Below are 26,040 nucleotides of genomic sequence, written 5' to 3' on the forward strand. Positions count from 1 at the left end.
TTTTTCTTTGAAAAATTTTTGTGATGTTTCGGCTTATTTCTCAAAGTACACTTTTTGATTTCTCAACAACCGTCCCTTCCACTAATGAAATGAGGAAACACATGTTAAAGAAACGATTACTCTCTTTCGTAGCCTTTTTAAGTTTGTTCACGTTAGCAGCTTGCAGCACAGCGACGAAACAAACGACCTCTGAGAGCAAAACGACCACCAAAATTTTACAAGAACCTTATTCTGATGAACAGTTCTTATTAGGGACTTATGTTCGGATTCGAATCTATGATGAAGGCAAAGAAGCAGCATTAAAACCTGCCTTTGCTCGGGTCAAAGAACTAGGTGATAAAATCACGATCAATCAGGAGGGTTCCGAAATCGACGCAGTGAACCAACAAGCGGGTATCAAGCCAGTAAAGGTTTCTGATGATATCTACACGTTACTAAAACGTGCTTATGAATATAGTCAAGATTCACAAGGTGGTTTTGACATGGCAATCGGTGCTGTTACTCAATTATGGCGTATTGGGTTTGACGATGCGAGAAAACCGGCCCAAGAAGAAATCGATCAAGCATTAAAGCTGGTTGATTACCATAAAATTGAGCTGAACGATAAAGACAAAACTGTTTATCTGAAAGAAAAAGGCATGATCATCGATCTTGGAGCCATTGCTAAAGGCTATATCACAGATGAAGTTGTCAAAGTGTTAAAACAGCAAGGTGTAACGACTGCTATCGTTGACTTAGGTGGAAATGTCTATGTTTTAGGTCATAGCCCACGTGGTGAAGATCAAGACTGGACAGTTGGTATCCAAGATCCGAATCTAGCACGTGGTTCTGTTTTAGGGACGATCAAAGAACGGAACAAAACATTAGTGACTTCTGGCATCTATGAGCGTTATTTAGAAGTAGATGGTAAAAAATATCATCATCTATTTGATCCAGATACTGGTTATCCTTTTGATAATGATATTGCTAGTGTTACAATCATCACAGATAAATCAATTGATGGTGATGGCTTGTCGACAGCTGTCTTTTCAATGGGTGTGAAAAAAGGATTGGAATACGTCGAAAGTGAACTGAATGATGGAACGGAAGCCATTTTTGTTACCAAAGAAAACAAAGTATACGTGACCGATCCGATCAAAGATACTTTCGTTTTGGACAAAGATTCTAAATATACGATGGGCAATCGTTCTGAATTGAAATAAGGAGTATGAACTATGACACTAAAGATCTTTTTAGAAGTAGTAGAACTACGAACAAAGGTGGCTAGTGTATTTCCTTTTGCGATAGGGGTTTTATTCTCTATCGCTTTTTTTCATGAAATACATTGGCTTAATACAGGGTTGTTTTTTATTGGTATGTTGGTTTTTGATTTAGCAACAACAGCAATCAACAACTATATGGACTACCAAAAAGCCCATTCGAAAACTTATAAATACCAAGAAAACGTAATTGGACGAACTGGCATCTCACCAAAACTGATCCAAAAAATGATCCTAGGAATGATTTTCTTTGTCTTACTGATTGGTGTAATCCTAACCGCTAGAACTGGGATTTTATTATTATTGATGGGCGCTACTTGTTGCTTCATTGGCATTTTTTATACCTTTGGGCCCATTCCCTTATCACGAATGCCTTTAGGGGAAATTTTCAGCGGTGTAACAATGGGGTTGGGAATTTTTGCCATGGTCATTTACATCAATACTTACAGTACGAAAGTATTTGATCTGATTCTTTCTTTTCAGACAGGAACCTTCCGTTTAGAAGGAAACATTTGGAGTATCCTGACGATCATCCTAGCTTCACTCCCCTTGATTTTTACGATTGCCAATATCATGTTAGCTAATAACCTACGGGACTTAGAAAGAGATATCGAAAATCATCGCTATACTTTAGTTTTTTATATTGGGCGTCCCATTGGACAATTGTTGTTCCAGTTATTGATGTATGCTTGTTATCTGGTCGTCTTGATTGGACTATTGAGCCATGTCTACCAGTGGCCAATCTTGTTGACTTTTCTCACATTACCAACGATCTATCGTAACTTGCAACAATTCAAACAATCCTTGCCTCACCCCATCAGTTTTAGCTATGCCATCAAAAATATGATCTTGTTCAACAGTAGTTATGCATTGGGCTTACTTTGCAGTATTCTGTTGTCTTATGTTTAGAGATCCATTGATTTTTCAAATAAAAATAAGACCCATGAAGTCAATGAAAAGCTGTGACTTCATGGGTTAATTTTAAGTTATCTTAGAATGCTAATCTTTTACCTTACAGGTGCTTGCAAAAGCTGTCCCTGTAAACCTTTCGTTAGTGTATTGCCGCCGATTGTTCGTTGGTTTTCTGCAGTTAGTCTTGCAGCCTTTGGTATTGCATGTTTCGTAAGATCTGTAAGCTTACTTAGTTCTCCTTTACGAGACATGGTATTACCGACGTCAAGTGCGTTCACTCCCTTTTTAGCATTTTGAGCCTGTATCTTTGCATCTATTAAATGATTTTTATACTCTACTCTTGAAACTGGATCAATCGAACTCTTGAATTTGATATGACTATTGACTCGATCTTCAATTACCTTAGTAGTATCTCTAGTTATGAGGTCTTCTAATGCTAACTTATTAAATGTTTTTAGTGGTCGTTGGAGCAATTCTCTTTGCCTAGCTTCTGGCGTAATACCTCTCGCTTTATCAATCATTCGCCCAACCCAGCCTCTTTTTTTCGGACCGTTTAATTTAAGTAATGGAGAGTTTTGGTTTTTTAGTGCCTCTACTACCGCTGGATTCCCTGCACATAGTTGCGTAACGAAAGCTCTCTGATTAGTTGTATCTTTTAGAGTGGCTTGATAAACTTTTCTTGCATTTGGATCAATCGAACCCAAGAATCTGTTCTCACTTAGGACTTTATCGCGAATGACCTCATTCTCATTCATGAGTGGTTTTAATAGGTTCTTATCAAATTTATGAAGTGGTTGTTGAAGTAGTTTATCTTTCCATTTATTTTGCCTAGCTTCTGGCGTAATACCTCTCACTTTATCAATTATTCGCCCAATCAACCCTCTCTTTTTCGGTTCGATTAATTTAGCTAGTTTAGGATCTGCTTTTATTATTTTTTCTATTTCACTACCGTTTTTTCCTTCACATAGTTGAGTAAGAAAAGCTCGTTGTTGATTCTCTTTCCGTTTATTCCATAATTTTTTCCCAGCTCGACCTGCGCGTATTAGCATTCTTCCAATAAAAAGTGTCGCAGTAACAGCCCATCCTGGCATCTTTTTAAAGAGTCTTTCGGTATAATCTAGTTCTCTTTCCGTTCCCGGTTCCATCATATATTTTCACCTCCTTCTTATTTTTCATCTGAATCAGACATTCTTTTTCGTTGCTTCTTCACGTGTGGTCCCATCTTGAGTGGGAGATACCGCTTCGTATTCTTTCTCGTATATCGTAATCCAATTAAATGAACCAGGGTCACCTCTTAGGGCATATTTCGAGCCTTTTTCTCCAATAGAGAAAGAAACTTCTTCTTTTCTACCGTTATCGTCGATTTTCGTGATGACAAATACTGCACCGTCTTGATCTGGGTTGACGGTGACAACACGATAATCATAAGTGAGCTCATTGACCGTTTTGTCTTCTTCGATTTTTTTCTGGATTAACTTACCGTCTTTAAATTCTAATGTAAATGTTCGATCGGTATTCGTATTTTCCCATGCGCCTTGTTGTAAGACGTCTAACCAAGCTTGTGAAATCACTTGTTGGGCTGCTTCTGCTTGTTCGGTGATTTCTTCTTCCATTTTGACTTTAACTTCTTCATTTGGATAGAAGTAGATTTCTTCTTTATCTTCTTTTAAATAAAAGATTGTACTTCCCATACGTGATTGTAATTTGAGTTTTTTCATGGTTCCTTCTTTATCTTCTAGCACTAAATACCCGTTATCGACTAAGTAATATTTACCAGCTGCTAGCCAAGAAGAAGCACGATAGGTCCCGTCGGTTTTTAATTCTAGTACCATTTCGTCACTTCGATTGGAGTACCATTTACCACTATAAGTAGTGGCACTGTATTCTCCTAATCGTTCCTTACTTTCCGCTGTTTCTTCTGTCTGACCTTTTTTAGTCGTCTCTTCCCGATTGGCTGTGTTTGAGAACAATGAATAGCTTGTCAAACCCAAGACCACAACGAAAAAAACTGTTACCCCTATTAAAAAATTTCTACCTGTTTTGGTTTCTAAAAAATTTTTGATCATATTTTTTCCTAAAAATAAAGATTTTCGTTATTTTTAGGAATTACTCACCACCTTTACTTTTCACGAATTGACTAATGAATCATTAACTAGCTAGTCGAAAGATTAAGGCACCCCATATCCAGAGATTGCTGAATGATCGAGTGTATAGGTTCTTCTTCGAACCATATTTTCTGAATTACCTTCAATTACTTGAATCGTATTTCCACCTGTAAATTCGACGATCCCCACTTGGTCTTTCCCCGTTTTATTACCTTTCCAATCAAAGAAAATCAAATCCCCTGGTTGCGGGATATAGCCTATATCAGTGGCTTTGAATTTATTATTCTTTTTGTACCAATTGAACATATCTAACGGTCTTACAGTATTCGGTACACGACCTTGACTGAGATATCCTGCTTGTTCTGCTACCCAAGTAACAAAGATCGCAGACCATTCCATTCGGCTCTCATAGCCAGCCCACTCCCAATATTTATTGCCATTTAACGTACCGATTTCTTTAGTTGCCACCTCTACCAACTTGCCAGTAGAGTTTGAGAGGTTGTAAGAAATTAAGCGTGCATAGAACATATCACCAAATGCGTAACGCCAGTTATAGCCAAGATCTAAAGCCACGCCCTTATTATAAGAAACAACTTCCCCATTACTTCTTTCTTGCGCATAAGCTTTGCTATGCTCAAATGTATATTTACTATCTGTACGGATCAACTCGTCCAAATAGTCTTCCCCATAATTGTAAGCTTGGATCGCTGCTAAGTTACCTAATTGATACATTTGTGCTTTTCTTATTAAATTTGCAAAATAAGCTACACCTAATTCAATTGACTTTTCTGGGTTGATCGTTTGATTCAAATTTTGTGCTTTCGCAATTCCCATAATATCCGGAACGGTTTCACCATCCCCACCACTTTCTACCCAGATTATGGATAGTATGACATTGGTAAATGATTCAATGTTCTGTTTTTTTGCTTCTGTTACTACTTTTTCTCGCCATTGAACCACTTTTTCAGGTGGATAAATAAGCTCACCTTGCGATTGTTCTCGATCATACTGACTTAATTTCGTACGATTTCCATAAACCAAATTTTCAATAAAAATTGTCGGATTGATTTCTGGATTGCGGTAGAGGAAGATTCGTTTTTCTTTCATGATCATCAATAAATTACCGTCAAATTTGTCACTTGTGTAACCAATCAAATCTCCGCTTTCTAAAGAAGCTCCTTCACGTATGATCGGCGTCACATTAATATAATAAGCTTGGTATTTCCCTGTTTCCGTTTTGATACTTGTTGTCGTTTGCTTTTTCCCATTTAGATCTCGAGCCGTACGCGTACTGATCTCTGTTACCTTCTCGTTTGATGTGGCATAGACAGGCGTTTGTGGTTTCGCATCAATGATTATTTCATCATTCATATTGGCATCGTCCCGACCGCGATAACCATAATTACCAATAACAGAAGCATACGAAACTTTCCCTAAAGGATTATCCATAAAAATCTTATCCTGAAAACGATCGATTTCTAACACAGGATAATATTTATCGATTTCATCTTGTGAGAATGCTGAGATCGTTCCTATCACTTTATTGTTTGAATAGAGTTCGATTTGAGGATCTAAATCAAGAAATTCAGCAATCGTTTGTACTTTGACATTCAGCGTGACGCTGTCTTTGTCTTTTTCTTCTTTATCTTCTTCTTCTTTGTCTTTATCTTTTTCTTCTTTATCTTTTTCTTCTTCAAATTCGACTTTGTATGTAAAAGTGCCATCATGGATTGCGCGAAGTTCATCTTCTACTTTTGCAATCTTAACTGGCTCTTCCTCCATTGGCGAATACTTATCTTTAAACTGGGCATAAAAAGACATATATAATGGAGGACTCATGGATGTTTGGTCTTTTAGTCGTTTCAGATAATTAGGAAGCGCACTATTTTTAATATTATAATTTTCATATTTGGCATTTAAGTAATAGATATAGTTATCCCCATTTGAAGCAAACGAAAATTGTTCCGGATCGGCAACCATTCCATTCACTTCAAAATAAACTTCATCATGTTCTTCAACTAATTGATTGTAACGATTATAAACATCTCTATTTTTAGAGGCATCCAAATAGGAAATATACTCAAATGCTTCAGCGATCGCCATATCTTCTGTTTTCAATGTGAACAAGGCGACAATAAAAGTCCAAATCGCTAAAACAACCGAGATTACCACGAGAATGATCGCCAGTATAACGATAACTATCGCGATGATCAATAGCGCCTTGATTGTAATCACTAAAAAAATCAGCGTAATGAGGATCCCGATAATCGTTAGATCGCCCTTTTCATCTCGCCCACCAAGCATTTTCATAGCCGCTTCTTTTGCTTGCCCTTTTGGTGACAGCTTTTGAGCCATATCTAAAAATTTTGGCGCTGATTTTGCTTTACCTAGAAAATTCTTGAAGAAACCACCCTTTTTACCAACGCCTTTTGTAGGATTTACATAGACAACTTCCGTGTTTTTACCCTTACCAAAAATATTGTACCATTTTTTTTTGGTGGATTTCACTGAATCTTGAGGTGCAAATCCTTTTTGATCTTTGTAAGCAGTGTAGCTGTAAGGGGTACTATCCTTAGAAGAACGAGCAACCAAATTGCCTTTTTTTGTTTCTTCTGCTACTTTTTTTAACTGTTCTTTTTTTAGCTGTTTCTTTTGCACATTCACTTTTGGTTGATCTGTCGACTGTTTTGTTCCCAGGATATTATTCTGACTTTTTGAATCAGCACGTAATTCCTGTCGCACTTTTTTTTGATCATTTTTGCGTTTTAGGCCTAAAACTTTACGGAACCTATTTTTAGCTAATACGACGGTTTTATTTCCAAATTCTTCAACGTCTCGTTTTATTTTTGAAATTTGTTTCTTAGTCAGTTTAATCTTTTGTTTCCCTTGTTTAATGACTCTTTTTAAACGAGATTTTTTTTTAATGATTGGTAGTTTATCATTTTTATGAACGATTATCGTTACTTTAATTGTCTGATTGTTTTTAAGGATCGCTTTTGTTAGTTCTGAACTTTTTTTTTGGTCTTTGATGAGACCTTTGGTTTTTTCTAATCCTGTGCTGATAATACTATTTTGTGATTCCTGCTGTTCGTTATTGGGTTCATTCAAATCGGGCACTGTGACGTATCCTTTCTGATTCCATTTTCGTTTTAGTCTTCACCAGGTTTGGTTGACATCATCTTATACAACTGCGTATCTTTCGGAAAATGATCATAAAAAGGTAAAGTTGTATCGCCAAATACCATCAGTCCATAACCTTCTGGTGAATTCACAACAAATTTTTCTTGTTCTTCTGAGATATCAAATAACCGGACTAATTGTGAACGGTCAGATTTTGCTTGATTGAGCATCATGACGAAATCACTATTTGAAAGCATCCGCCGCGCAAGGTCCGAAAGTAAAAGTGTCTCCACATTCTGTGTAATCCCAGTTGGAATTGCCCCCCACTTTCTGGCACGACTCCATAATTCAAAGAAATAATTTTCAGAATACTCATTTGTAAACAGTAATTGCATTTCGTCGATATACAACCAGGTCCGAACGCCTCTTTCCCGGTTGGTAGTGATCCGATTCCAGACTTGGTCCAACACGATCAACATCCCCATTGTTTTGAGCTGTTTCCCTAAATCTTTGATATCATAAACAACGAGCCGTTTGGTAATATCGACATTTGTTTCAGAGGAGAATACTGACAAACTTCCTTCGATATAAATTTCCAAGTCCGTCCTCAATTGGTGCGCTTCTTCTTCCTCTTGCTCTTGTAAGATGTGGTAGAAATCTACAAAAGTTGGCATCCGATCGCTAACCGTTTCATACGTTCGACGACATACACGGTCGATCAACGTTTTCTGGGTAGAGGTTAGCCCCAATGCGCCGCCAATGATCAAGTCGAACAATGAAATCAAAAACTCCGACTTTAAAACAACCGGGTCACTGTCATCTCCATAGTTTTCGTTGATATCCATTGGATTGATCGTGGTAGCGGAATCACTAGCGATCTTGATAATCTCACCATTGAAATTTTTACCGATAACGGAATACTCACGTTCAGGATCAATAATGATGACTTCATCTTCGGCATCACGCAATAGTACATTTACGATCTCACGCTTCACCGAGAAACTTTTACCAGAACCAGGAGTTCCTAGAACAAATCCATTGGGTGCTTTTAATAATTTCCGGTCAAGAGATAAAATATTCTTTGAAATAGCATTTACGCCATAATATTTCCCATTTTCTTGAATTAGATCTGAAATAGTAAACGGCACAAATATCGCAGTGCTGGCAGTCGTTAGTGTTCGATCCAATGGCAATATATTATTTCCTAAAGGTAAGGTTGCGTTCAGCCCAGCCTCTTGCATAAATTCTAACTCGATGATCTTAAATCCAAATTGTCGACCAATAGAAGATACCTCGTCATGTACTTCTGTTAATTTTTCAACTGTTGGGGCATGGAAATGGATACTTCCAGTCATCGAATAAAGCTTCTGACCCTTGTTCTGTAAATCATCAACTAAATTTTTCGCTTCTGTTAGCGAATAAGTCAAATCATAGGAAAGCATTTCAAAATCGTAGCCGTTTTGTAGGGCTTTTTTCTGTTCATCCACTTTTTGTTGTTCCATAAAAGCTAATTTGGTCTTCACTAAGTCAAATGCTTCATCTTGCTCAAGTGGCTTGATATGTAATGTAATCACCAACTCTTGAGGGATTTCTAACAGTTCAAAAATAAAAGTATCTGCTAGTTCCGATGGATATTCTTGCAAATAAACGGTTTTGGCATAATGATCATCCATTTTCAAGTAGTTTTTGTTTTGTTTCAGTTCAATCACTTCTGGTAGGATATCCTCAATTTCTGGTTCTTCCTTATCGCTTTTTGTTAATAAAATATCAGACAAAATTGTCAACATCTGTTTTTTCTCAAGACGGTTGATCCTACTACCTAATCGACTCGCAAACATTGCAAAGCGATCTACAACCATTTCCAGCTCTTTATGAGCAAGTTTTTCTGTTTGATGTTGCTGGATGAAGGTAAACAAAATCCGTTTCTTATAGCCATTTTTTTCTTCATCCAGTTTTCTGGAAATAACATCATTCATTTCTACGCGATAAGGGTCTAAAAAATCATTCTTTTCTTGGTAGTAGAGAATTGATTGCAATTCACTCAACGGTCGTTTCTTTTTGTAGACAGTTAACTGTAGCTGGGTTTTACTACTTAAAGAATTAAGGAAATCACAATATTGCGAGAAAATCTCAATCTGATTCTCTTCTGATGAAAGCTGATAGTTGATATCTTCTAATTCGACTGTGATGGAGTACGTATTATCATCCAGTTGACAAACACCGCTGGGAAAAATTGATTTAAAGTAAAAAGTATCGCGCAAAAAATCCACATCTTGTGGATTTTTTTTCTGTTGTTTCTTTATATTTTTAGAAGTCTTCTTTAAATTTTTATGATTATTCTTTATTTTTGACTTTAATTTCATCATCGTTCTTGTCCGCCTAATTCTTTACTTTCTGACATGTCTTGCTGACCATCATTCTTTTTTCGTTTCTTTTTTCTAGTTCCTGTCGAAATATGGTATTTAAAAAATTGCTTAACATAAACTTCAAATGATAAGCCATTTCGTTTGAACCATCCAAAAGACACGATTGGAATAGAGGCAATGATCATCAACCAACTGATGATTTCGATTGGCATTTTTAACCATGCAATGAATATCAGTGCGATCGCGACATTTACCCCGCCAGCAATACAAAGACACAATAATTGTTTTAGATTCATTCCTGCTATTACTTTTTCTTTGTATTCTTTGATATCTTTTGGAACTTTTACTTCTATTGCCATATCTCCCCTCCTTATGATGCAGATATTAGTGTTTTGGCCCATCCTTTAGTTTTATTGATGGCTAGTAAGATTCCAATCATATAGATCGTTAATCCTAAAATAATCCCAAACATATTGGTGCCAACGTCTTCCATTATTCTCATGAATAGCATTGGATATGTAACTAAAACCAGGGCGATAAAGGTTGACTGCAACCCCGTGGCGGCAAAATTTTTAAAGAAGCCTTTGGTCATAGCAGAAAATTCTTGGCTTGGCAGAGCCCCCATCGGAATTGGTGCCATCGCGCTAAAAATATAAAGCTCCATAAATCGTAAATAAATCGTTACCTGAATCAACGTCCGTACAACAAGTGACACTAAAAATAGAATGAACATAATTAATAGCACAGCGATTTGTGACCAGAAATCTAGATCATTTACCGCCTGTTCTACTCTTGCTGCTACATTCGCTACAGTTTTTTCGTCACCTACTTGTAAAATTTTATACGTTAAATTAGAAGTAATCACTATGATTCCGTCTAACAAAACTTGGATTTTTAAAATAACCACATAACAAATCGCAAATTTAATAAATGATTTGATGATCATTTCAAACCCAAGCATTGGTGCTCCTCCAGCTCCCTCAACCTTAAGTGAAATTTTTTGAAATTCCAAAAGAATAAAGATGGCTAAAATAGACAATGAAAGCGGAATAACAACTAGTTCCTGTAAATCTACTACTAATTTATATGCATCATACATGTATCCTGATAGATTCTTACTCAGAGTGTATTTTAAATCATCTCCATTCAAATAAAACATGATTTGATTAAAGAGCCACATTATCGCTGATGTCATAAATTAAATCCTGCTTTCAGTGTATTATTGTAAAAGTGAAGAGAAATCAAATTGAGTTGCGAACCAGCCTGCAGCAACTAAAATCAATCCACCACCGACAATTTGCCAAATTCCTTGCTGTAATTGCGGACCATTTTTATCTTTTAATGCACCAGCTAAAATGACCGTTCCCCAAATTAGCCAAAGACCTCCACCTACTAAAGTGAAGTTTGATACTAAACTAAAAACTTTTTCTAATAAAGCTGCATCTTTCATTTAAACATTTCCCCTTTTTTGAGTTATTTATTATTTGTTACTACTTTTAGTATATGGTAATTTTTCAACCGATGTTTGCCAGTTATTTCTAAGTTGAGAAATTTTAGAAACTCCCTCTCTCAAATTTTATAATTGACTAATTTAGTCAATATATGTAAGAGGTCCTTATCAAAAAGCAGACTAGCTGAGAAGAATAGTTACTCTAAAAAATTTTAAAATTCGTTATTTTGGACACAATAGATTGATTCATCTACAAAACTTGGAACATCTATCCATTTTTTTCAAATAAATGCACAGCGCTTAAGAATTGATTCCTGAAAATAAGTCGAAAAATCAAAAATGCTCAAAATAACAAGAAGTCAATTTTGGATTTCCCATGATTTCCGAGTGCCAGACAGTCCTTATATCATCTTCTACTAGTTTCACTCAGCATCATTGACAAGGATTAAATTCCTGATAATTACATATGTATGTTACGTAGTGGAAGGTGTAGAGAGATTACGTTCATACATATATGAGTCTGTCACATCCCCTAATTTTTTATAGTTTTTATGTTTGACAATGTCATATTTTTCAGACAGGAAAGGATTTGCTCCACGTATTTTTAAAATACATTGTTGCCCTTTCAAACTGGCTACTTCATCGGGGTCCATCAAATTACGCCCCAACTTTTGGAAACTTTCATTGAATGATCCATTTGAGCCTTTAGTGACACTGATATTTCTTTGTTCGATCGTTTCTTTACCTAAAAGTTTAGAAATATATTCATGCGTACTTTGTTCCATCCCACCTAAATATAAAAAGACGTCACTCGTACCAATAATGGTTTCCCAAGTGTCTTTATACAACGTTTTTAACTGACTAATATTTTGTAAGATCACATTTGTTGAGATTTCTCGACTTCGAATAACCGAAATAACTTTCTCAAAATCCGGAATTTGACCAATATTGGCAAATTCATCTAGAATACAGCGAACATGACATGGTAAGCGTCCTTTATAAATATTATCTGCTTTGTAGACCAGCATATCAAAGAGCTGTTGGTACATCATACTGGCTAAGAAGTTAAAACTGGTATCTGTATCTGGCAGTAAGATGTACAAAATCGTTTTCCGATCCCCAATGGTGTCCAATTCTAATGTATCTTTAGAGACCAAGTCTTTGATACTAGGAATATCAAACGGAGACAATCTTACCCCTAAACTAACTAAAATACTCTTGGTCGTCTTATCCCCTGATAGTTTGAAAATTTTATATTGCGCAACCGCGAAGTTTGTTGGATCTTTCTCTTCTAACTCATTGAACAGCACGTCTAAAGGACTGACGAATCCAGGAACATTTTCGTCAATATCTGCTAGACGTACCAATTCAATCACATTTCCTAATGTGCGATCTTCTTCAACGACTTCTTGGATCAAATAGCTAAAAATCGCCATTAATAAAGCAGTCTCTGCCTTTTCCCAGAAATCATCGCCACCTTTTTTATCAGGGTTTGAAGTGTTTTTAATCAAATTATTTACGATTTTTAGAATATCGTCTTCCGTTCTTATGTATTTAAATGGATTGTAGTGATGGGTGTCACGCCGATTGATCAAATCAAAGACTTTGATATTGTAACCCGCTTCCTCAAACATTTTTCCTGTTTCCATCAATAACAATCCTTTGGAATCACTGACTACATAGGAAGAATGCATTTGCATCAGATTCGGTTTTACATAAAATCGCGTCTTACCACTACCGGCTCCTCCAACCACAACGACATTTTTGTTACGGTTAAAATTATCTTTACCAGTAATTTTCATTCGTCCTGACAGGGATAAACTCTCTGTTTTAGTCAATATGATATTAAAACTCTTTTTCTTCGCCAAAAATGGTTTGATATCTCGAAATTTCCCCCATTTTGCACTTCCATATTCTTCATTTGGGCGTACTTTTTTTTCATCAAACGTTTTGTATAATACTAGTAATCCATAAGAAAGAACAAAAGCGAGCCCTCCCAGTAATGACTTTACGTTAAATGAGAATTGGAAGGAAAAACTAGCTATTTCATCAACTGCGTGAAGAAAAGATCTAGCTATTTTTTCCACAAATGTTACGGTTGTATTTTGATCAATCGTAAATAAAAAAAATGTACGATTCCCTATATACATTAATGTACTCACCACAACTACGTGGACTACCCATAAAACATATTGAGACTTTTTCAAGTGGTTGTTCATCCCTTTCGTTACTTAATTTGAATATAGCGTTTATGTGATATTATCACTAACGTCCGTAGCCCTCCGAGCGCTGGTGATCATTTTTACTGCTCACTGATGCTCGTCCACTAGATTGTTTTGCATTAGTTGGATTATTCAGCACTCTACTAACAGAATCCCTTTATCTTACTTTGTCAGTTTCTGTCTGTTTATTCAAAGTAGAAATGGAAGATATACTCGTCCGATTTAATTCTTGTTCTTTCGTTTTTTGGCTCGTCTGCGTTTTCTGTTTTTCAGCTGTTTGCTTTTCATTGTCTATCTGAGCCACTCGTGCTACTCGCGTATTAAAATCAGGGGTAAGAGAGTGGTGCTGTCCTAGTTCTTGCACTTTAGCTGAGCGTTCGGTAAATAACTGTTCACGCTTCGCATTTTCTCGATTAGCTAATCGATTTTGCAGGGGTTTCAATAAGTATTTATCAGCAACCCACACACCTAGCAACGTAAAAAGGGCAGGAACTGCTATAGCTGCTACTGAAGCAATAAGTGTACCAGAAATCGCTGGAAGAGCTGCGGTTAACAGTAAAGGTAAGCCGAAAGTAGCTAACCCAACAAATAGGGCGACTCCAATTAACGTTTTCACTTTATTTCTCCATAAACGTTTGGCGAAATTGGTTGTCGTCATCAATGCCGCATTTTTTACTCGAGTAGCAAACGGCAACCGCTGTCCGTTAGCATCCAACCCTTTTTTCAGATTTTGGTTTTCTTCTGATGAACGCTTTTCAGAATGGGCAATATCGAATGTTTCTTTTATTTTCTTTCCGATTGGAACAAAGGTTTTAGCGTTAAGATTACTTAATTTTTCCTTACCAAATTTATATGGTCTAGCCACTACTTTACCGACTGGTTTTAAAGGTCGACCAATTGTTCTAGCTGTCGAGCGCACAGATTTTCCGATGGATTTAAAAGGTCTAGCAATTGTTTTTGATCCTTTTTCTAGCGCTGCCACTGTCTTAGGAAATCTTTCCTTAGCAAATCGCTGGACTCTCTTGGAAGTACGTGGAATGATTTTAGGTACGGCATTTACTAAACGTTGACCGACATAACTACCAATAATCACGCCTCTTAACCAGTTGACTACAGCGGATCCGTGTAATATTTGTGTGCCAGTAGGCATTAGCGGAAGAGCGCCAGCCATCGCACTAAAAAACGCCATCGGTGCAACCCACAGTACTTGTCTTGCTAAAAACAAATAAAATGAAGGGCGGGTCAGCACCTGATACCATTTCTTTTTAAGATCTTTATAAGTAATTTCTTTTAACTCTTCGGCTTTTCCTTTCAATTCTGCCGTATCTTGCTTAACATTTTCGAGTTCCTTAGCTAGCACCTGAGGATCCTTTGGCTGTATCTCTTCTAAAAATTCAGCTAATTTTTTTTCATCGCCAAGAATTGTCTTTAAACCTTCACATAGTGTTTTATTTTTAGTAAGATCGATTTCTATCTTAGATCTTGCTGCTTTAGACTTCTTCGATTGATCAAGGAAAAAATTATTGTACGGTCCATATTTTTTTAATTCTTCATCGTGCTTTATCTTTTGTTCGACAAACGCGACCTGAGATCGTAATCTTTCTACGTATGCTAACTTTAGATCCTCAACCGAAACTGATTTTTTCACACTATCTATTTCATCTAATGTACTGTTGACGTTTTCCGGCATAGAAGTTTGGTTTATGTCACCTTCTGATACTGAACGTAAATCTGTGGAATCCTTTGGTAGTGGAACTTGATTTGTAAGATTATTTATTTCTGAATCGCTATTGGGTGTAGACGGTTGGTCTAAGGAATCTCCTGGTGTTAAAACTTGGTTTGTAAAACTGCTTAATTCTGGAAATTTATTGAGTTCAGCAGTTTGATTTGTAATTTCCTTTGATAAACTAACTTTACCATTAACATAACGCAATTTAACTCTTGGTATAAGAATTCGGTCAAATTGGTCAAAACTGTGACTTGGTATAGACTGTTCCGTCATTACTCCGGGAGCCGAATTTCTACGAACTAACTTGTCATGATTCTTTAAATCTTGAGTTGTAGATAATGATGATAGTACACGTTCTGAATTGGTTAAATTCCGTAACTTTCCAATGTAACGCAATGGAATATCATTTTCAAACCTTTGAAATTTGTCAAATTGTGTATCATCAAATGGTTTTTTCTCTGGATCTAACTCAAAATCTGATAATTTTAAATGCCGTTCATGAAGACTGTCATCATACATGGGTGAAGATGTTTCTCGATCTTCTGAACGTAATGGAGATTCAGATGGCATAGTGAGTTCTGGTGCACTATTTCGGCGACCTTTATCTGTTTGTTCTCTATGTACTTCATGTAATGTGTGACTAACTGATCTAGATCTTGCTATTCTATTTGGTCTACGCTCCTCTTGTTGGCTAAGTCCATGAATAAAATTTGCTTTAGGACCTTTCCGGAGCACGAGGGAGTCTTTTTCTTCTATATTATTAAATTTATGGATTAGATTTTTCACATGGCCAGGGCCAGGTCTATTATTTGCCGAATCCTTTTCTGATGCACTATTTGCGAGACTATTAGTAGCTTGAATTTCAGGCTTAGCTTGCTTTCGCAAATCGTCTTCTGATCGATTGAAAGAATTATTCGTTTGTTGCTTGTTTCCTTGTGGTAGATTACTTACATTTTTATTAGGTGTTTTTACTGATACTGTTTGGTCGGGTTTTGACTCTCCATTCTTTTCAAACGTCGAAACTATTTCTGATACATTACTTAGGCGATTGATAGATTTAGTTTCAGATTCAGGATCAGGTTTTGCTTGATCTCGCAAATCGTCTTCTGATCGATTGAAAGAATTATTCGTTTGCTGCTTATTTCCGTTTGGGTTAGACACTTCTTGTTGGCTATGTCCTTGAGCGAATGTTATTCTAGGACCTTTCTGGAGCTCGGGAGAGGTTTCTTTGTTGCTATTAAATTGATTGATTATACTTTGCACATCGCCACTGACAGGTCTATTATTTGCCGAATCCTTTTCTGATGCACCATTTGAGAGACTATTAGTAGCTTGAATTTCAGGCTTAGCTTGTTTTCGCAAACCAACTTCTGATTCATCGAGAGAATGATTCGTTTGCTGCTCGTTCTCTTTTGATAGATTACTATTACTTAGGTGATTGATAGGTTCAGGTTTTACTTGTTCTCGTAAATCGTCTTCTGATCGATTAAAAGAATTATTCGTTTGCTGCTTATTTCCGTTTGGGTTAGACACTTCTTGTTGGCTATGTCCTTGAGCGAATGTTATTCTAGGACCTTTCTGAAGCTCGTGAGAGTCTTTTTTTTCGCTATTAAATTTATCGATTAGCCCTCGCACATTGCCACTGTAAGGTCTAGCATTTGCCGAATCCTTTTCTGATGCACCATTTGGGAGACTATTAGTAGCTTGAATTTCAGGCTTAGCTTGCTTTCGCAAACCGACTTCTGGTTCATCGAGAGAATGATTCGTTTGCTGCTCGTTCTCTTTTGATAGATTACTATTACTTAGGCGATTGATAGATTTAGGTTCAGGTTCAGGTTTTACTTGATCTCGCAAATCGTCTTCTGATCGATTGAAAGAATTATTCGTTTGCTGCTTGTTTCCTTTTGATAGATTACTTCCATTTTTATTAGGTGTTTTTACTGATACTGTTTGGTCGGGTTTTGACTCTCCATTCTTTTCAAACGCTGCAACCCTTTCTGATACATTCATTTGGTCTTGATTTTGTTCTAATACACTCCCCCTATCCTGTCTTTTTTTCCTCCTTATAGTGCCTGTCTCTACGAGAACTTTTTTCGCCTTGTCCTTTCTGTTTTCTACTTCCTCCCTCGTAATATCAACTGCAGTAGCTTTTGCATACATCTCTTCCAAAGTATCCGTTTTTATTATTTCAAAATTCTCAGTTCTCATGAATTCTTTAACAAGCTTCTTAATTTTATCAACAATCACAGCATCTGTTATTGTTTGGCCTCTAACCTTATCTAGCGCATTTGGCGCATTTGGCGTATTTAGCGTATTTGGCGTATTTGACATCTCTTGCATCATTTTTTGATTTTTCTGACTAACATTATTTAATTCATTTAATTTTTTGTTACAATCTGCTACTTCGTTTCGTTTGTGCTGCTTAAGCCCAGTAAGTTTTTGTTTCGATTGACTGATCTCACTAGCTAATATTTCGGCCAGATCTTTATTCTCAAAGTACTTCGTTTTTTCATCTATTACGATGGCTCCAAGATAATCATTACTTTCATGACTATTATTAGATAAAAAAACGTCCTTTGTTTCTAATTTTTCTATTGTGGCCTTATCCCTTTCATGCTTTACGATCTTCGTTTCTTGTTCCTTTTCTAATACATTAATTTTTTGTTGAAGTTGCTCCCCACTGATTTTTCCCTCGGCGTGTTCGATTCTTGCTTCATACTCAGTTTTTTCACTTTGTAATTCAAACACTTTACGATCCCCAGCCATCCGTCGAAGTACTTCAAATTTAAAGTCATCTAACATATCTTGCACTTTTAAAAGTGCAGTCTTTTCTCCATGATTCTCTTGGATTGACTTTTCACAAAGAGTAAAGACATTTTCTTTTTTGACAGAAAACGACGATGCTTCTTTGATAAACTCTGACTTTAAATTAGATTTATTTTGCCATTCACCGGTTTCGTTCTCCAATATATTCTTTCTTACCAAGTAGTTCATTCCTCCTCCATCCTTCTTGGATCATTCTACTAGATCTATTCTAATTGCATAATAGCGCAATTTATTAAATCTGATGTGCAATTTCACTACGACCGTTGTTTATTTGGAAACCATTTGTTAGACTATTTTTAGTATCTATACTGGTTTTTACTGCTCCCGTAATGGCATCTTTCATACTCTTTTTGTCATCTACTTGTTTATCTGATACACCCACAGAATTTTGTTGTTGCGCTACTAACCAAATTGGTTGTAATTCTGGAACTTGTTCATCTTTAAGTAATGGGACCTTATCTGTTTCTTGGTTTAGGTCTGGTTTTTCTTTGGCTAATAACTTTCTTTCTTGCCGTTTATTCCATTTTTTCTTAAGAACTTTATATCCTTTTCGAAGGTTAACTCCAGTCCATTTTACTCCTATCCAAAGCTTATCCCCAGTCCACTTCGCTACTTCCCAAGTCAATTTTAATAATTTCACAGTCAAAAATCCCAAGCCCCCAAATAGACAACATAAAAGAAACAACATACTACGATCTTCAGAATCCATCACTTTTTCCTCCTTTAAATTTTTTTATTTTTTTGTTTATTTTAATCATACCTGACTTTCTTGCTAGCTCTATCCTATTTTTTCCAAAAAATAAAAAAAGATGGCACTCGTAAAAGTTGTCCTTAGGAAGAATATAAACACGCCTCAAAATTCGACCAAAAAATTGGCGTTGGCACTTTTGAAATTTTTAAAATATCCGCATTGATTCGTTCAAAATTCAGGGAGAGATCTGTTAGTATCAAGTCATATTGATTCAACACCTGGTAATCAATTGAAAAGACATCTTGTTCATAAATATCAATCTGCTTAAAAAAAGGATACTTGTTTAAAATAATATTTTTATAAAGTAAAGCGACACCAATTTCCTGTGTACTTAAAACCAAAATTGACTTTTCTTTCACTTGTGGTTCGATCATATGTACTAATTGATTGGAAGAAATAAGTAATTCCAAAAATAAGTCTTTATGTAATAATTCACTTTTTTCAATAAAGCTCAGTTCTGCAACTTCTAGCGAATGATGATACGCTTGCCAAATCTTAGGATTGTTTTGCATCACTTTTTGATAAAATATATCCGCATAACTGACTTTAAAGATCATTAATTCTTTATAAAAATTGATAAAGTCAGATAAGTAGTCGATTGTCCTTTTACTGACCGATCCTTCAATATTAAGTAAATAATAAAAATGAGTAAGAAAAGTTTCAATTTTCTTAGGCATGATTGTCTGGCGATTAGTATCTGTTGTAAAGAGCAAACCGAAATAGGAACTTAAGACATTTGCTACATTATTTCTAGTTACATTAAACTTATATTTTTGACTCATCAACGTTGTAAAGACTGTATCTTTTTGAATTACTGTTAAAAGCTCAGTGACAACCATTTCTTTATTCTCCAACTCATCTTCCGGTACAAAGTGTTTGTGACCTATACGAATGATCGAAAGAAAAATGTAATACACCGAATAAATAATTTTAGGAGCACTAGCCGTTTTATTTTGTGCTTTGAGACACCTACGTATTAATTGATAGATAGAATCAAAATAAGCAAACTCTTGTATTCGATACATCTCTTTAAACATACATGCAAATAAACGTCTAATTTCCGTTTCATTGCCAACTACCATTAATTTTGCTTGTAAATCGATCTGAATATTTATGGTCTCTGTATAAAAATAATTGTTTATTTTTGACACAATCCTGCGAATACTTGTTTTACTCAAAAATAAAGATTGAGAAATTTCAGTTAGTGTTGGTTCGTATATGACTATGTATTTTAGTATTTTGACATTAATTGAATTATTCAGTATTTTAACAAAAATATCATCTAAATTGACATTGTTCGGTATCGTCAAACTCACTTCTTTGTGATTATTTACCTCAATATGAACAGGAAAATAGGAATCATTGAAGTGTTCAATATCAGCAATTAGTGTTTTATCGGTAATTGTCAGCTTCCTTGCTAGTTTGTTAAGATTGGAAGATCTAGTATTTAACAAATAAAGTAAGGTAACTTGTCTTTCTAATTGCTTTTCAAGTAACCCCATAAGTACAAAACTCCCTTCTATTAAACATCATGTAAGAGTATCGTACAGTCAATTCCTTTAATTTCCCGTATGTTTTTTTCTAGTTTTAGAAATTTAAGTTCTCAAAAATATTTGAATTGTGTTAAAATATAAAATTTAAAAATCCACACATATAGAATATATTTATTTCATTTTTTAAATAACAATAACTAAATACAATAATAACCAATGTAACAAATAACCATGAACGATTTACTATAAAGTTAATAAAAAACAAGTATAGAAATTTATAAAAAAAACACTAACATAACAAAAATATATGATAAAATAATTTATATACCATAAGAGAAAGGTGGGAGGAAGCGATTTCTAAGATTTTGAAATCCAAAATGATGATGAAAGAACTTAATATACTGGAAAAAACTTCAGAAAGACAAGTCAAGTTAGCATTACTTCTGGGTATGTCATCAATTGAGTGCAACACGCTAACAAAGCAATTAAATGTGACAAAAAAAACATTATTAAGTGACATTGTTTTTTTTAACCACACCTATTCACCTGTTGTCGTTAAAATTGATCAGTATCAAATCATAACATTAAAAATGCCTAATGATATGAATCTGGAAGACTTAATCAAAAAAATACTAAATCATTCTACGAACGTTCAAATCTTAAAAACGATTTTTATCAATGAACCTGTTTTGTCAAAACTCGCTGAAACATTATTTTTAAGTGAAACCAGTATTCGGCGAATTATTTTTAAAATCAATGAATATTTTTCTGAAAGAAACTGGCCAATCATGATCAAAGTTGCTTCTCAGTTACAAATTACAGGTGACGAAAGTTTTATACGGCATTTTTTTTGTAGCATGTTTCGTGAAATTTATACCCCGCAGCAACTACCACATTTTGACTATATATTTGACTTGTTACAACGTTATCATAATAAAAACCATACGTTTTCTTCAGTAAGTACATATAAGTTAATTTTAAATAGTTACTATTTTTATACGTCCATTATTCGTATCGGACAACGACACATAATTGATTACCCTTTAAAAAAAGAAACCGAAAGTGAACGATTATTTTTTGACTTATTGACAAAAAGTACCGTTCTTTGTTCGATCATTGAAAAGAAATATAATTTTAGTATTACAAAGTCAAATGTCCATAACCTATTAAGTTCATATAGTCATTTATATTTTTTTAATTCAAAAAATGATGAATTAATGGAGCAAAAGAAATTACAAAATTTAGTTCATAGTTTTTATCATTATATGGGCATAGATATTACCTTATCTCCTAATGACATACAAAGACTAAATGACTTTATCCATTTTAATGAACGATTGCAATCCTTTAAGACGACATACATAGATCTTTTGTCACAAACATTTATCAAAGAATCAGAAAAACTATTATCAGCTTATGAAAAGTCAATCGAACAAGCCGGTTTGACTGAAATCAAAGAAAACCAATTACTTTATGAAGAATTATTTTTAGAACTGATTACATTATCTCCACAATTATTATCAACACTCCTTCCTTATAAAAAACATTTATCCATCGTCATTGTTTCTTATCAGGAAGAACGGATTTTGTCTTTCTATAAACAACTGCTGTTAAAAAAATTTCCGTCGTTATATAAAATTGATATGTATCAAGAAAATATTTTCTCTGTTGATTATGTGAAAATCAATCAATATGACCTAATTTTAACTGATATCGAACTAAATCAAACGAAGATCTCGACTAATATGTTAAAAATATCAAAAATTCCCACTTCTGCTTTTTGGAGCAACCTAAAAGAACTTCTTTATGCATAAGGGAGTTACATCATTGCTCGTTTAACATCGGTATCACAGCATAAAAATATAGTGCGACCTGAAGTTAGTCTAAAAACTAACTTTGGACTCGCACTATAGTTATACTTTCTATCGCATAGTAACAAACTCTTCTGCACCAGTTGGATGGATAGCGACCGTATCATCAAAATCTGCTTTTGTCGCGCCCATTTTAATTGCAACAGCAAAACCTTGTAACATTTCATCGACACCAATACCAATTGCATGTAAGCCAATGATTTTTTCTTCTTCTCCTACGCAAATCAATTTCATCTCACATTTTTGTCGATAGTCATTCAATGCAAAATACATAGGTGTAAATCGTGAACGATAAACTTTGATCTGATCACTTCCATAGGTAGCCAATGCTTCATCTTCTGTTACACCGATCGTTGCAATTGGTGGATGGGTAAATACAACTGTTGGTACTAAGTGATAGTCTAGATAAGAATTTTCTTTCCCATTAAATAGCCGTTCAGATAAACGGCGACCTGCAGCAATTGCCACTGGTGTCAAATCAATTTTACCGATCACATCTCCCACCGCAAAAATATGTGGATCTGTGGTATTTTGATATTTATCAACTTTTATAAAACCACGTTCATCTAATTTTACTTGGGTATTTTCTAATCCTAATTGATCGGTATTAGGCACTCGACCACCTGCGAACAATACACAATCACCAGAGAGTCGTTCACCATTTTCAAATACAACTGTATACTCATTGTCGTTTTTGATGATTTCTTTAGCTATATGTCCAGCGTAAGTTTTGATCCCAGCTTCTTGATACATCTCAACTAAGTTATCAGATAGCATTTTATCAAAAGTTCGTAATGGACGTTCTTTTCGATACGCCCACATTACCTCACTACCTAGCCCGTGTAAAACACCAGAAAGTTCTGCGGCAATATAACCTGCTCCTAAAACAATTGTCCGTTTTGGCAATTCTGTCATCTCAAAGAAGCCATTTGAATCAATTGCATATTCGCCACCAGGGATCGTCATTTTGCTAGGCTTACCACCAGTTGCAATCAGAATTTTTGTTGCTTGATAGGTTTCCCCATTTACTTCCACGGTTTGACTGTCTATAAAGGTAGCATATCCTTTAATTGCATCCACTTGATTACTATCCAAGCCACGTTGATACGCACCATGTAAAAAGTCAATATATTTCTCACGCTTTTCAACTAACTCTCTAAAATCTACTTTTTTTACATCTGCTTGAATCCCATAACTTGAAGCATCTCGTTCCATTGTTTCTAAAATCGTGCTGGCTTGCCACATCACCTTTTTGGGTACACAACCAACATTCACACAAGTCCCACCAAGTTCATTTCCTTCAATTAATAAAACTTTTGCACCGTGCATTCCGGCACGATTCGCAGAGGCGATCCCTCCAGAACCACCACCGACAACTATATAATCATACGTTTTCATGCTATGCCTCCTAATTTAAGAAGATGCTTGCTTTTCTTCTTACTTTGGATAAATTTTCAAGAAAAATTTCTTCTCTACTCTTTTTATCCTTACAAAAAATAAGTTTAACACGTTTAAACAGATAATATAACTTTGATGCTTTATTTTTATTGGATTGATTAGCGTATGCTTTTATTTTCTTTTCCGAATCATATCTCCTGGTTTTACAGGTTGTGTCACTGGCATAGTTAAAATCATCATCGGATTTGGTGCCCGGTCAATGGATTCATCTTCTTCATTGTACATTACCTCAACCGTTTGGCTAAAATGAGTGAATCCTGGACCATAAAATTCGATCTCATCTCCCACAGAAAATAGATTTCGTTGACGGATCGTTGCAATTTTGGTTTTTTCATCATAAGACATTACTTCACCTACAAATTTATAAACAGGGATCTTACGACGTTCCCCAAATAATTGTTCATTTTCTGTTGGTGTATTGTAATAAAATCCTGTAGCAAGTTCCCGTTGTGCCACTTTCCATAACTCATCAATCCACTCTTGCTTGCAGACATAATTTTCAGGGTCTTCCATATAACTGTCGACCGCAGCTTTATAAACATTAGAAACTGTAGATACATAGTGAATTGATTTCATTCTTCCTTCAATCTTAAAGCTATCTACCCCATTTTCAATCAATTCCGGGATATGCTCGATCATCGACATATCTACTGCACTCATTGAAAATTCTTCTTCTATTTCGCCGTTTTCTGTCAGATGATTTCTTTCTTGGCCAAAAGGCATATCAAATAATCCATATTTCCAACGACAAGATTGTGAACAGCCCCCACGATTAGCATCACGCATTGACATGTGATTAGATAAGGTACAACGGCCAGAATAAGAAATACACATCGCACCATGGATAAAGGCTTCAATTTCCACATCCGTATTTTTACGAATCTCAGCCACTTCTTCCATAGAAACTTCACGAGCTAAAACGACACGCTCTAATCCTTCTTCTTTCCAAAATTCAAGAGTTTCAAAGTTAGTGGCAGATGCTTGTGTCGATAAATGGATCGGTAAGCCCGGTGCTTCTGTCGCACATATTTCAATCAGCGCTGGATCTGAAACAATTACGGCAGAAATTCCGACATCACGTAATTGACGGAAAAATTCTCCAGCACCTTCTTCATTTCCTTCATGTGTCACCATATTTGCAGCAACATATACTTTTGCGTTATGTGCTTTTGCAAAAGCTACGCCTTCAGCCATCTCTTCATAGGTAAAGTTACCTGCGCGACTTCTTAGTCCATAAGCATTTCCGCCAATATAGACTGCATCTGCGCCATAATGAATCGCTGTCTTTAATTTTTCAAGTGTCCCAGCTGGAGCTAAGACTTCGGGTCGTTTCAATTTTCTTTTTGTTGTCATTTTTTCTCGTCATACTCCTTACTTGATGGCTTCAGGATCAATATAGAAGAAGCCAGTATCTAATTCACGATTTTGAGGATGTAATTCACTTATCTTTTTGCTTAATTTTTCAGCACTTTCCTCATTCCAAGTACCTGCAAGGATTTGTTCTTTCGCTTCCACAAATGCTTTGGTAATTTTTACAAAATTTTCTCCTGGGGTAAATAAACCATCAAGTTTCCATGTACGGAACTGATGTTGATACAATAACCCTAATTCTTTTGACAGGTTGATGTCATTGCTGGCAAAAATATGGGTCCCATGAGTGTCTTCATAGATGGAATAATGTGTGTCGTCTTTCTTAGGTTCTGAAATAAACAATCCCCGATCACGATCTACTCGCTCTTCTTGTTTGGTAAAATGATAATAATTTTGCAATAAAGGACGTTTTGATTGATGAATGCAAGTAGCACCATACACTAGAATTTCTACCGGAACATTTAGTTTTTCTTCCATGGCTTTCATTTCTTCAAAAGGAACTTCTCTAGCTAAAACAGCTCCAACAGCTCCTCTTTTCGCCCAAAAATTGATTTGTCTAGCACTAGTAACTAACGTTTCTGCATCAAAAATGTAGGGAATACGCCATTCTGGATGTTTCTTCATGGTGTATATGATACCTGTATCACCTACTGTCAGTTGATCTACCCCAATTTCTTTCAGGAATTGTAGATATTCAGGTACTTTTTTCATTTTTTCAGGATGAATAATCCCATTCATCGCAATATTTACTTTTTTACCATATGTGTGCGCCAATTCAACTAATTGACGTTGTTCTTCTCTTGTAAACGACGCAGGTAATCGCAAACCAAATAGTTCCTCGCCAAAATACAAAGTATCTGTTCCTGCTTCAAGTAATTCTTTTGCTTGTTCAAAAGTTTCTACCGTAGTTATGATTTCGATCATCATTTCCTCCTCCTACAACTCCATAATAGTAGCATAGCTTAAAAAAGTTGCCAACACTTCTTACATTTATTGGTGGATTTTTGAATTTAAATTCACAAGAAAAAAAGTTAAAAAAAATAAAAAAGTGAGAGCCTTTTGCCCATAACCTTCAATCGTTATGTGGAACAAAATTCTCTCACTTCT

The 26,040-nt window shown here is 35.5% G+C and carries 17 protein-coding genes; 3 read left to right on the top strand and 14 right to left on the bottom strand.

Annotated features, from left to right (window positions below):
* The first annotated feature begins 101 nt into the window (after positions 1-101).
* Together IGJ32_RS12990 and menA are read left to right on the top strand one after the other, a co-directional pair.
* Positions 102-1,202: an FAD:protein FMN transferase gene (locus IGJ32_RS12990; RefSeq protein ID WP_010737222.1), complete on the top strand. Its 1,101-nt coding sequence runs from the start codon at positions 102-104 to the stop codon at positions 1,200-1,202.
* A 12-nt stretch (positions 1,203-1,214) separates the two neighbouring features.
* On the top strand, positions 1,215-2,168 hold the full coding sequence (gene menA / locus IGJ32_RS12995) for a 1,4-dihydroxy-2-naphthoate polyprenyltransferase (RefSeq protein ID WP_010720697.1): 954 nt from the start codon (positions 1,215-1,217) through the stop codon (positions 2,166-2,168).
* A 98-nt stretch (positions 2,169-2,266) separates the two neighbouring features.
* Here the strand turns inward: menA and IGJ32_RS13000 are convergent, their stop codons facing one another.
* The 11 genes from IGJ32_RS13000 to IGJ32_RS13050 all read right to left on the bottom strand — a co-directional run bounded on the left by IGJ32_RS13000 (position 2,267) and on the right by IGJ32_RS13050 (position 20,242).
* The gene (locus IGJ32_RS13000; RefSeq protein WP_342081981.1) at positions 2,267-3,319 is read right to left on the bottom strand and encodes a hypothetical protein; all 1,053 of its coding nucleotides are present in this window, start codon (positions 3,317-3,319) and stop codon (positions 2,267-2,269) included.
* Between the two features lie 33 nt (positions 3,320-3,352).
* Positions 3,353-4,237, bottom strand: a complete 885-nt coding sequence (locus IGJ32_RS13005) for a hypothetical protein (protein ID WP_010737219.1) — start codon at positions 4,235-4,237, stop codon at positions 3,353-3,355.
* Positions 4,238-4,339: 102 nt separating this feature from the next.
* On the bottom strand, positions 4,340-7,393 hold the full coding sequence (locus tag IGJ32_RS13010) for a lysozyme family protein (RefSeq protein ID WP_240190389.1): 3,054 nt from the start codon (positions 7,391-7,393) through the stop codon (positions 4,340-4,342).
* 32 nt (positions 7,394-7,425) lie between these two features.
* Positions 7,426-9,762, bottom strand: a complete 2,337-nt coding sequence (locus tag IGJ32_RS13015; protein WP_010737217.1) for a VirB4-like conjugal transfer ATPase, CD1110 family — start codon at positions 9,760-9,762, stop codon at positions 7,426-7,428.
* On the bottom strand, positions 9,759-10,121 hold the full coding sequence (locus IGJ32_RS13020) for a PrgI family protein (RefSeq protein ID WP_010737216.1): 363 nt from the start codon (positions 10,119-10,121) through the stop codon (positions 9,759-9,761). Before IGJ32_RS13020 ends, IGJ32_RS13015 begins: the two co-directional genes overlap by 4 nt.
* Before the next feature lie 11 nt (positions 10,122-10,132).
* Positions 10,133-10,957 (bottom strand): hypothetical protein, encoded by an 825-nt coding sequence (locus IGJ32_RS13025; protein ID WP_373169217.1) that lies wholly within the window; start codon positions 10,955-10,957, stop codon positions 10,133-10,135.
* 24 nt (positions 10,958-10,981) lie between these two features.
* The gene (locus IGJ32_RS13030) at positions 10,982-11,212 is read right to left on the bottom strand and encodes a hypothetical protein (protein WP_010720705.1); all 231 of its coding nucleotides are present in this window, start codon (positions 11,210-11,212) and stop codon (positions 10,982-10,984) included.
* A gap of 473 nt (positions 11,213-11,685) precedes the next feature.
* The gene (locus tag IGJ32_RS13035) at positions 11,686-13,431 is read right to left on the bottom strand and encodes a VirD4-like conjugal transfer protein, CD1115 family (RefSeq protein ID WP_370566299.1); all 1,746 of its coding nucleotides are present in this window, start codon (positions 13,429-13,431) and stop codon (positions 11,686-11,688) included.
* A 160-nt stretch (positions 13,432-13,591) separates the two neighbouring features.
* The gene (locus tag IGJ32_RS13040) at positions 13,592-18,157 is read right to left on the bottom strand and encodes a hypothetical protein (RefSeq protein ID WP_342081982.1); all 4,566 of its coding nucleotides are present in this window, start codon (positions 18,155-18,157) and stop codon (positions 13,592-13,594) included.
* A gap of 64 nt (positions 18,158-18,221) precedes the next feature.
* Entirely contained in the window at positions 18,222-18,698 is a 477-nt protein-coding gene (locus tag IGJ32_RS13045; RefSeq protein ID WP_342081983.1) for a hypothetical protein, read from the bottom strand.
* A gap of 122 nt (positions 18,699-18,820) precedes the next feature.
* Entirely contained in the window at positions 18,821-20,242 is a 1,422-nt protein-coding gene (locus IGJ32_RS13050) for a helix-turn-helix domain-containing protein (protein ID WP_010737210.1), read from the bottom strand.
* A 371-nt stretch (positions 20,243-20,613) separates the two neighbouring features.
* Here IGJ32_RS13050 and IGJ32_RS13055 point away from each other — a divergent pair, with 371 nt between their 5' ends.
* Positions 20,614-22,047 (top strand): helix-turn-helix domain-containing protein, encoded by a 1,434-nt coding sequence (locus IGJ32_RS13055; RefSeq protein WP_063627736.1) that lies wholly within the window; start codon positions 20,614-20,616, stop codon positions 22,045-22,047.
* 108 nt (positions 22,048-22,155) lie between these two features.
* Here IGJ32_RS13055 and gor read toward each other — a convergent pair whose 3' ends face one another.
* The 3 genes from gor to IGJ32_RS13070 form a co-directional block, all read right to left on the bottom strand.
* Complete coding sequence (gene gor / locus IGJ32_RS13060) at positions 22,156-23,502, bottom strand: glutathione-disulfide reductase (RefSeq protein ID WP_053765987.1); 1,347 nt, start codon at positions 23,500-23,502, stop codon at positions 22,156-22,158.
* Between the two features lie 171 nt (positions 23,503-23,673).
* A complete protein-coding gene (locus IGJ32_RS13065; protein WP_010720714.1) occupies positions 23,674-24,915 on the bottom strand; it encodes a peptidase U32 family protein in 1,242 nt (413 codons plus the stop codon).
* A gap of 18 nt (positions 24,916-24,933) precedes the next feature.
* Positions 24,934-25,857, bottom strand: a complete 924-nt coding sequence (locus IGJ32_RS13070) for a peptidase U32 family protein (protein WP_081128994.1) — start codon at positions 25,855-25,857, stop codon at positions 24,934-24,936.
* Positions 25,858-26,040: the final 183 nt, after the last annotated feature.

This window comes from Enterococcus sp. DIV1639a, from assembly GCF_050530445.1.
Classification (GTDB): domain Bacteria; phylum Bacillota; class Bacilli; order Lactobacillales; family Enterococcaceae; genus Enterococcus_B; species Enterococcus_B hirae.

What these genes read in the sequence shown, in the direction of transcription:
- IGJ32_RS12990 (WP_010737222.1), top strand. Translation starts at nt 102, where the DNA reads ATGTTAAAGAAACGATTACTCTCTTTCGTAGCCTTTTTAAGTTTGTTC.
- menA (WP_010720697.1), top strand. Translation starts at nt 1,215, where the DNA reads ATGACACTAAAGATCTTTTTAGAAGTAGTAGAACTACGAACAAAGGTG.
- IGJ32_RS13000 (WP_342081981.1), bottom strand. Translation starts at nt 3,319, where the DNA reads ATGATGGAACCGGGAACGGAAAGAGAACTAGATTATACCGAAAGACTC.
- IGJ32_RS13005 (WP_010737219.1), bottom strand. Translation starts at nt 4,237, where the DNA reads ATGATCAAAAATTTTTTAGAAACCAAAACAGGTAGAAATTTTTTAATA.
- IGJ32_RS13015 (WP_010737217.1), bottom strand. Translation starts at nt 9,762, where the DNA reads ATGATGAAATTAAAGTCAAAAATAAAGAATAATCATAAAAATTTAAAG.
- IGJ32_RS13020 (WP_010737216.1), bottom strand. Translation starts at nt 10,121, where the DNA reads ATGGCAATAGAAGTAAAAGTTCCAAAAGATATCAAAGAATACAAAGAA.
- IGJ32_RS13025 (WP_373169217.1), bottom strand. Translation starts at nt 10,957, where the DNA reads ATGACATCAGCGATAATGTGGCTCTTTAATCAAATCATGTTTTATTTG.
- IGJ32_RS13030 (WP_010720705.1), bottom strand. Translation starts at nt 11,212, where the DNA reads ATGAAAGATGCAGCTTTATTAGAAAAAGTTTTTAGTTTAGTATCAAAC.
- IGJ32_RS13035 (WP_370566299.1), bottom strand. Translation starts at nt 13,431, where the DNA reads ATGAACAACCACTTGAAAAAGTCTCAATATGTTTTATGGGTAGTCCAC.
- IGJ32_RS13040 (WP_342081982.1), bottom strand. Translation starts at nt 18,157, where the DNA reads ATGAACTACTTGGTAAGAAAGAATATATTGGAGAACGAAACCGGTGAA.
- IGJ32_RS13045 (WP_342081983.1), bottom strand. Translation starts at nt 18,698, where the DNA reads ATGGATTCTGAAGATCGTAGTATGTTGTTTCTTTTATGTTGTCTATTT.
- IGJ32_RS13050 (WP_010737210.1), bottom strand. Translation starts at nt 20,242, where the DNA reads ATGGGGTTACTTGAAAAGCAATTAGAAAGACAAGTTACCTTACTTTAT.
- IGJ32_RS13055 (WP_063627736.1), top strand. Translation starts at nt 20,614, where the DNA reads ATGATGAAAGAACTTAATATACTGGAAAAAACTTCAGAAAGACAAGTC.
- gor (WP_053765987.1), bottom strand. Translation starts at nt 23,502, where the DNA reads ATGAAAACGTATGATTATATAGTTGTCGGTGGTGGTTCTGGAGGGATC.
- IGJ32_RS13065 (WP_010720714.1), bottom strand. Translation starts at nt 24,915, where the DNA reads ATGACAACAAAAAGAAAATTGAAACGACCCGAAGTCTTAGCTCCAGCT.
- IGJ32_RS13070 (WP_081128994.1), bottom strand. Translation starts at nt 25,857, where the DNA reads ATGATCGAAATCATAACTACGGTAGAAACTTTTGAACAAGCAAAAGAA.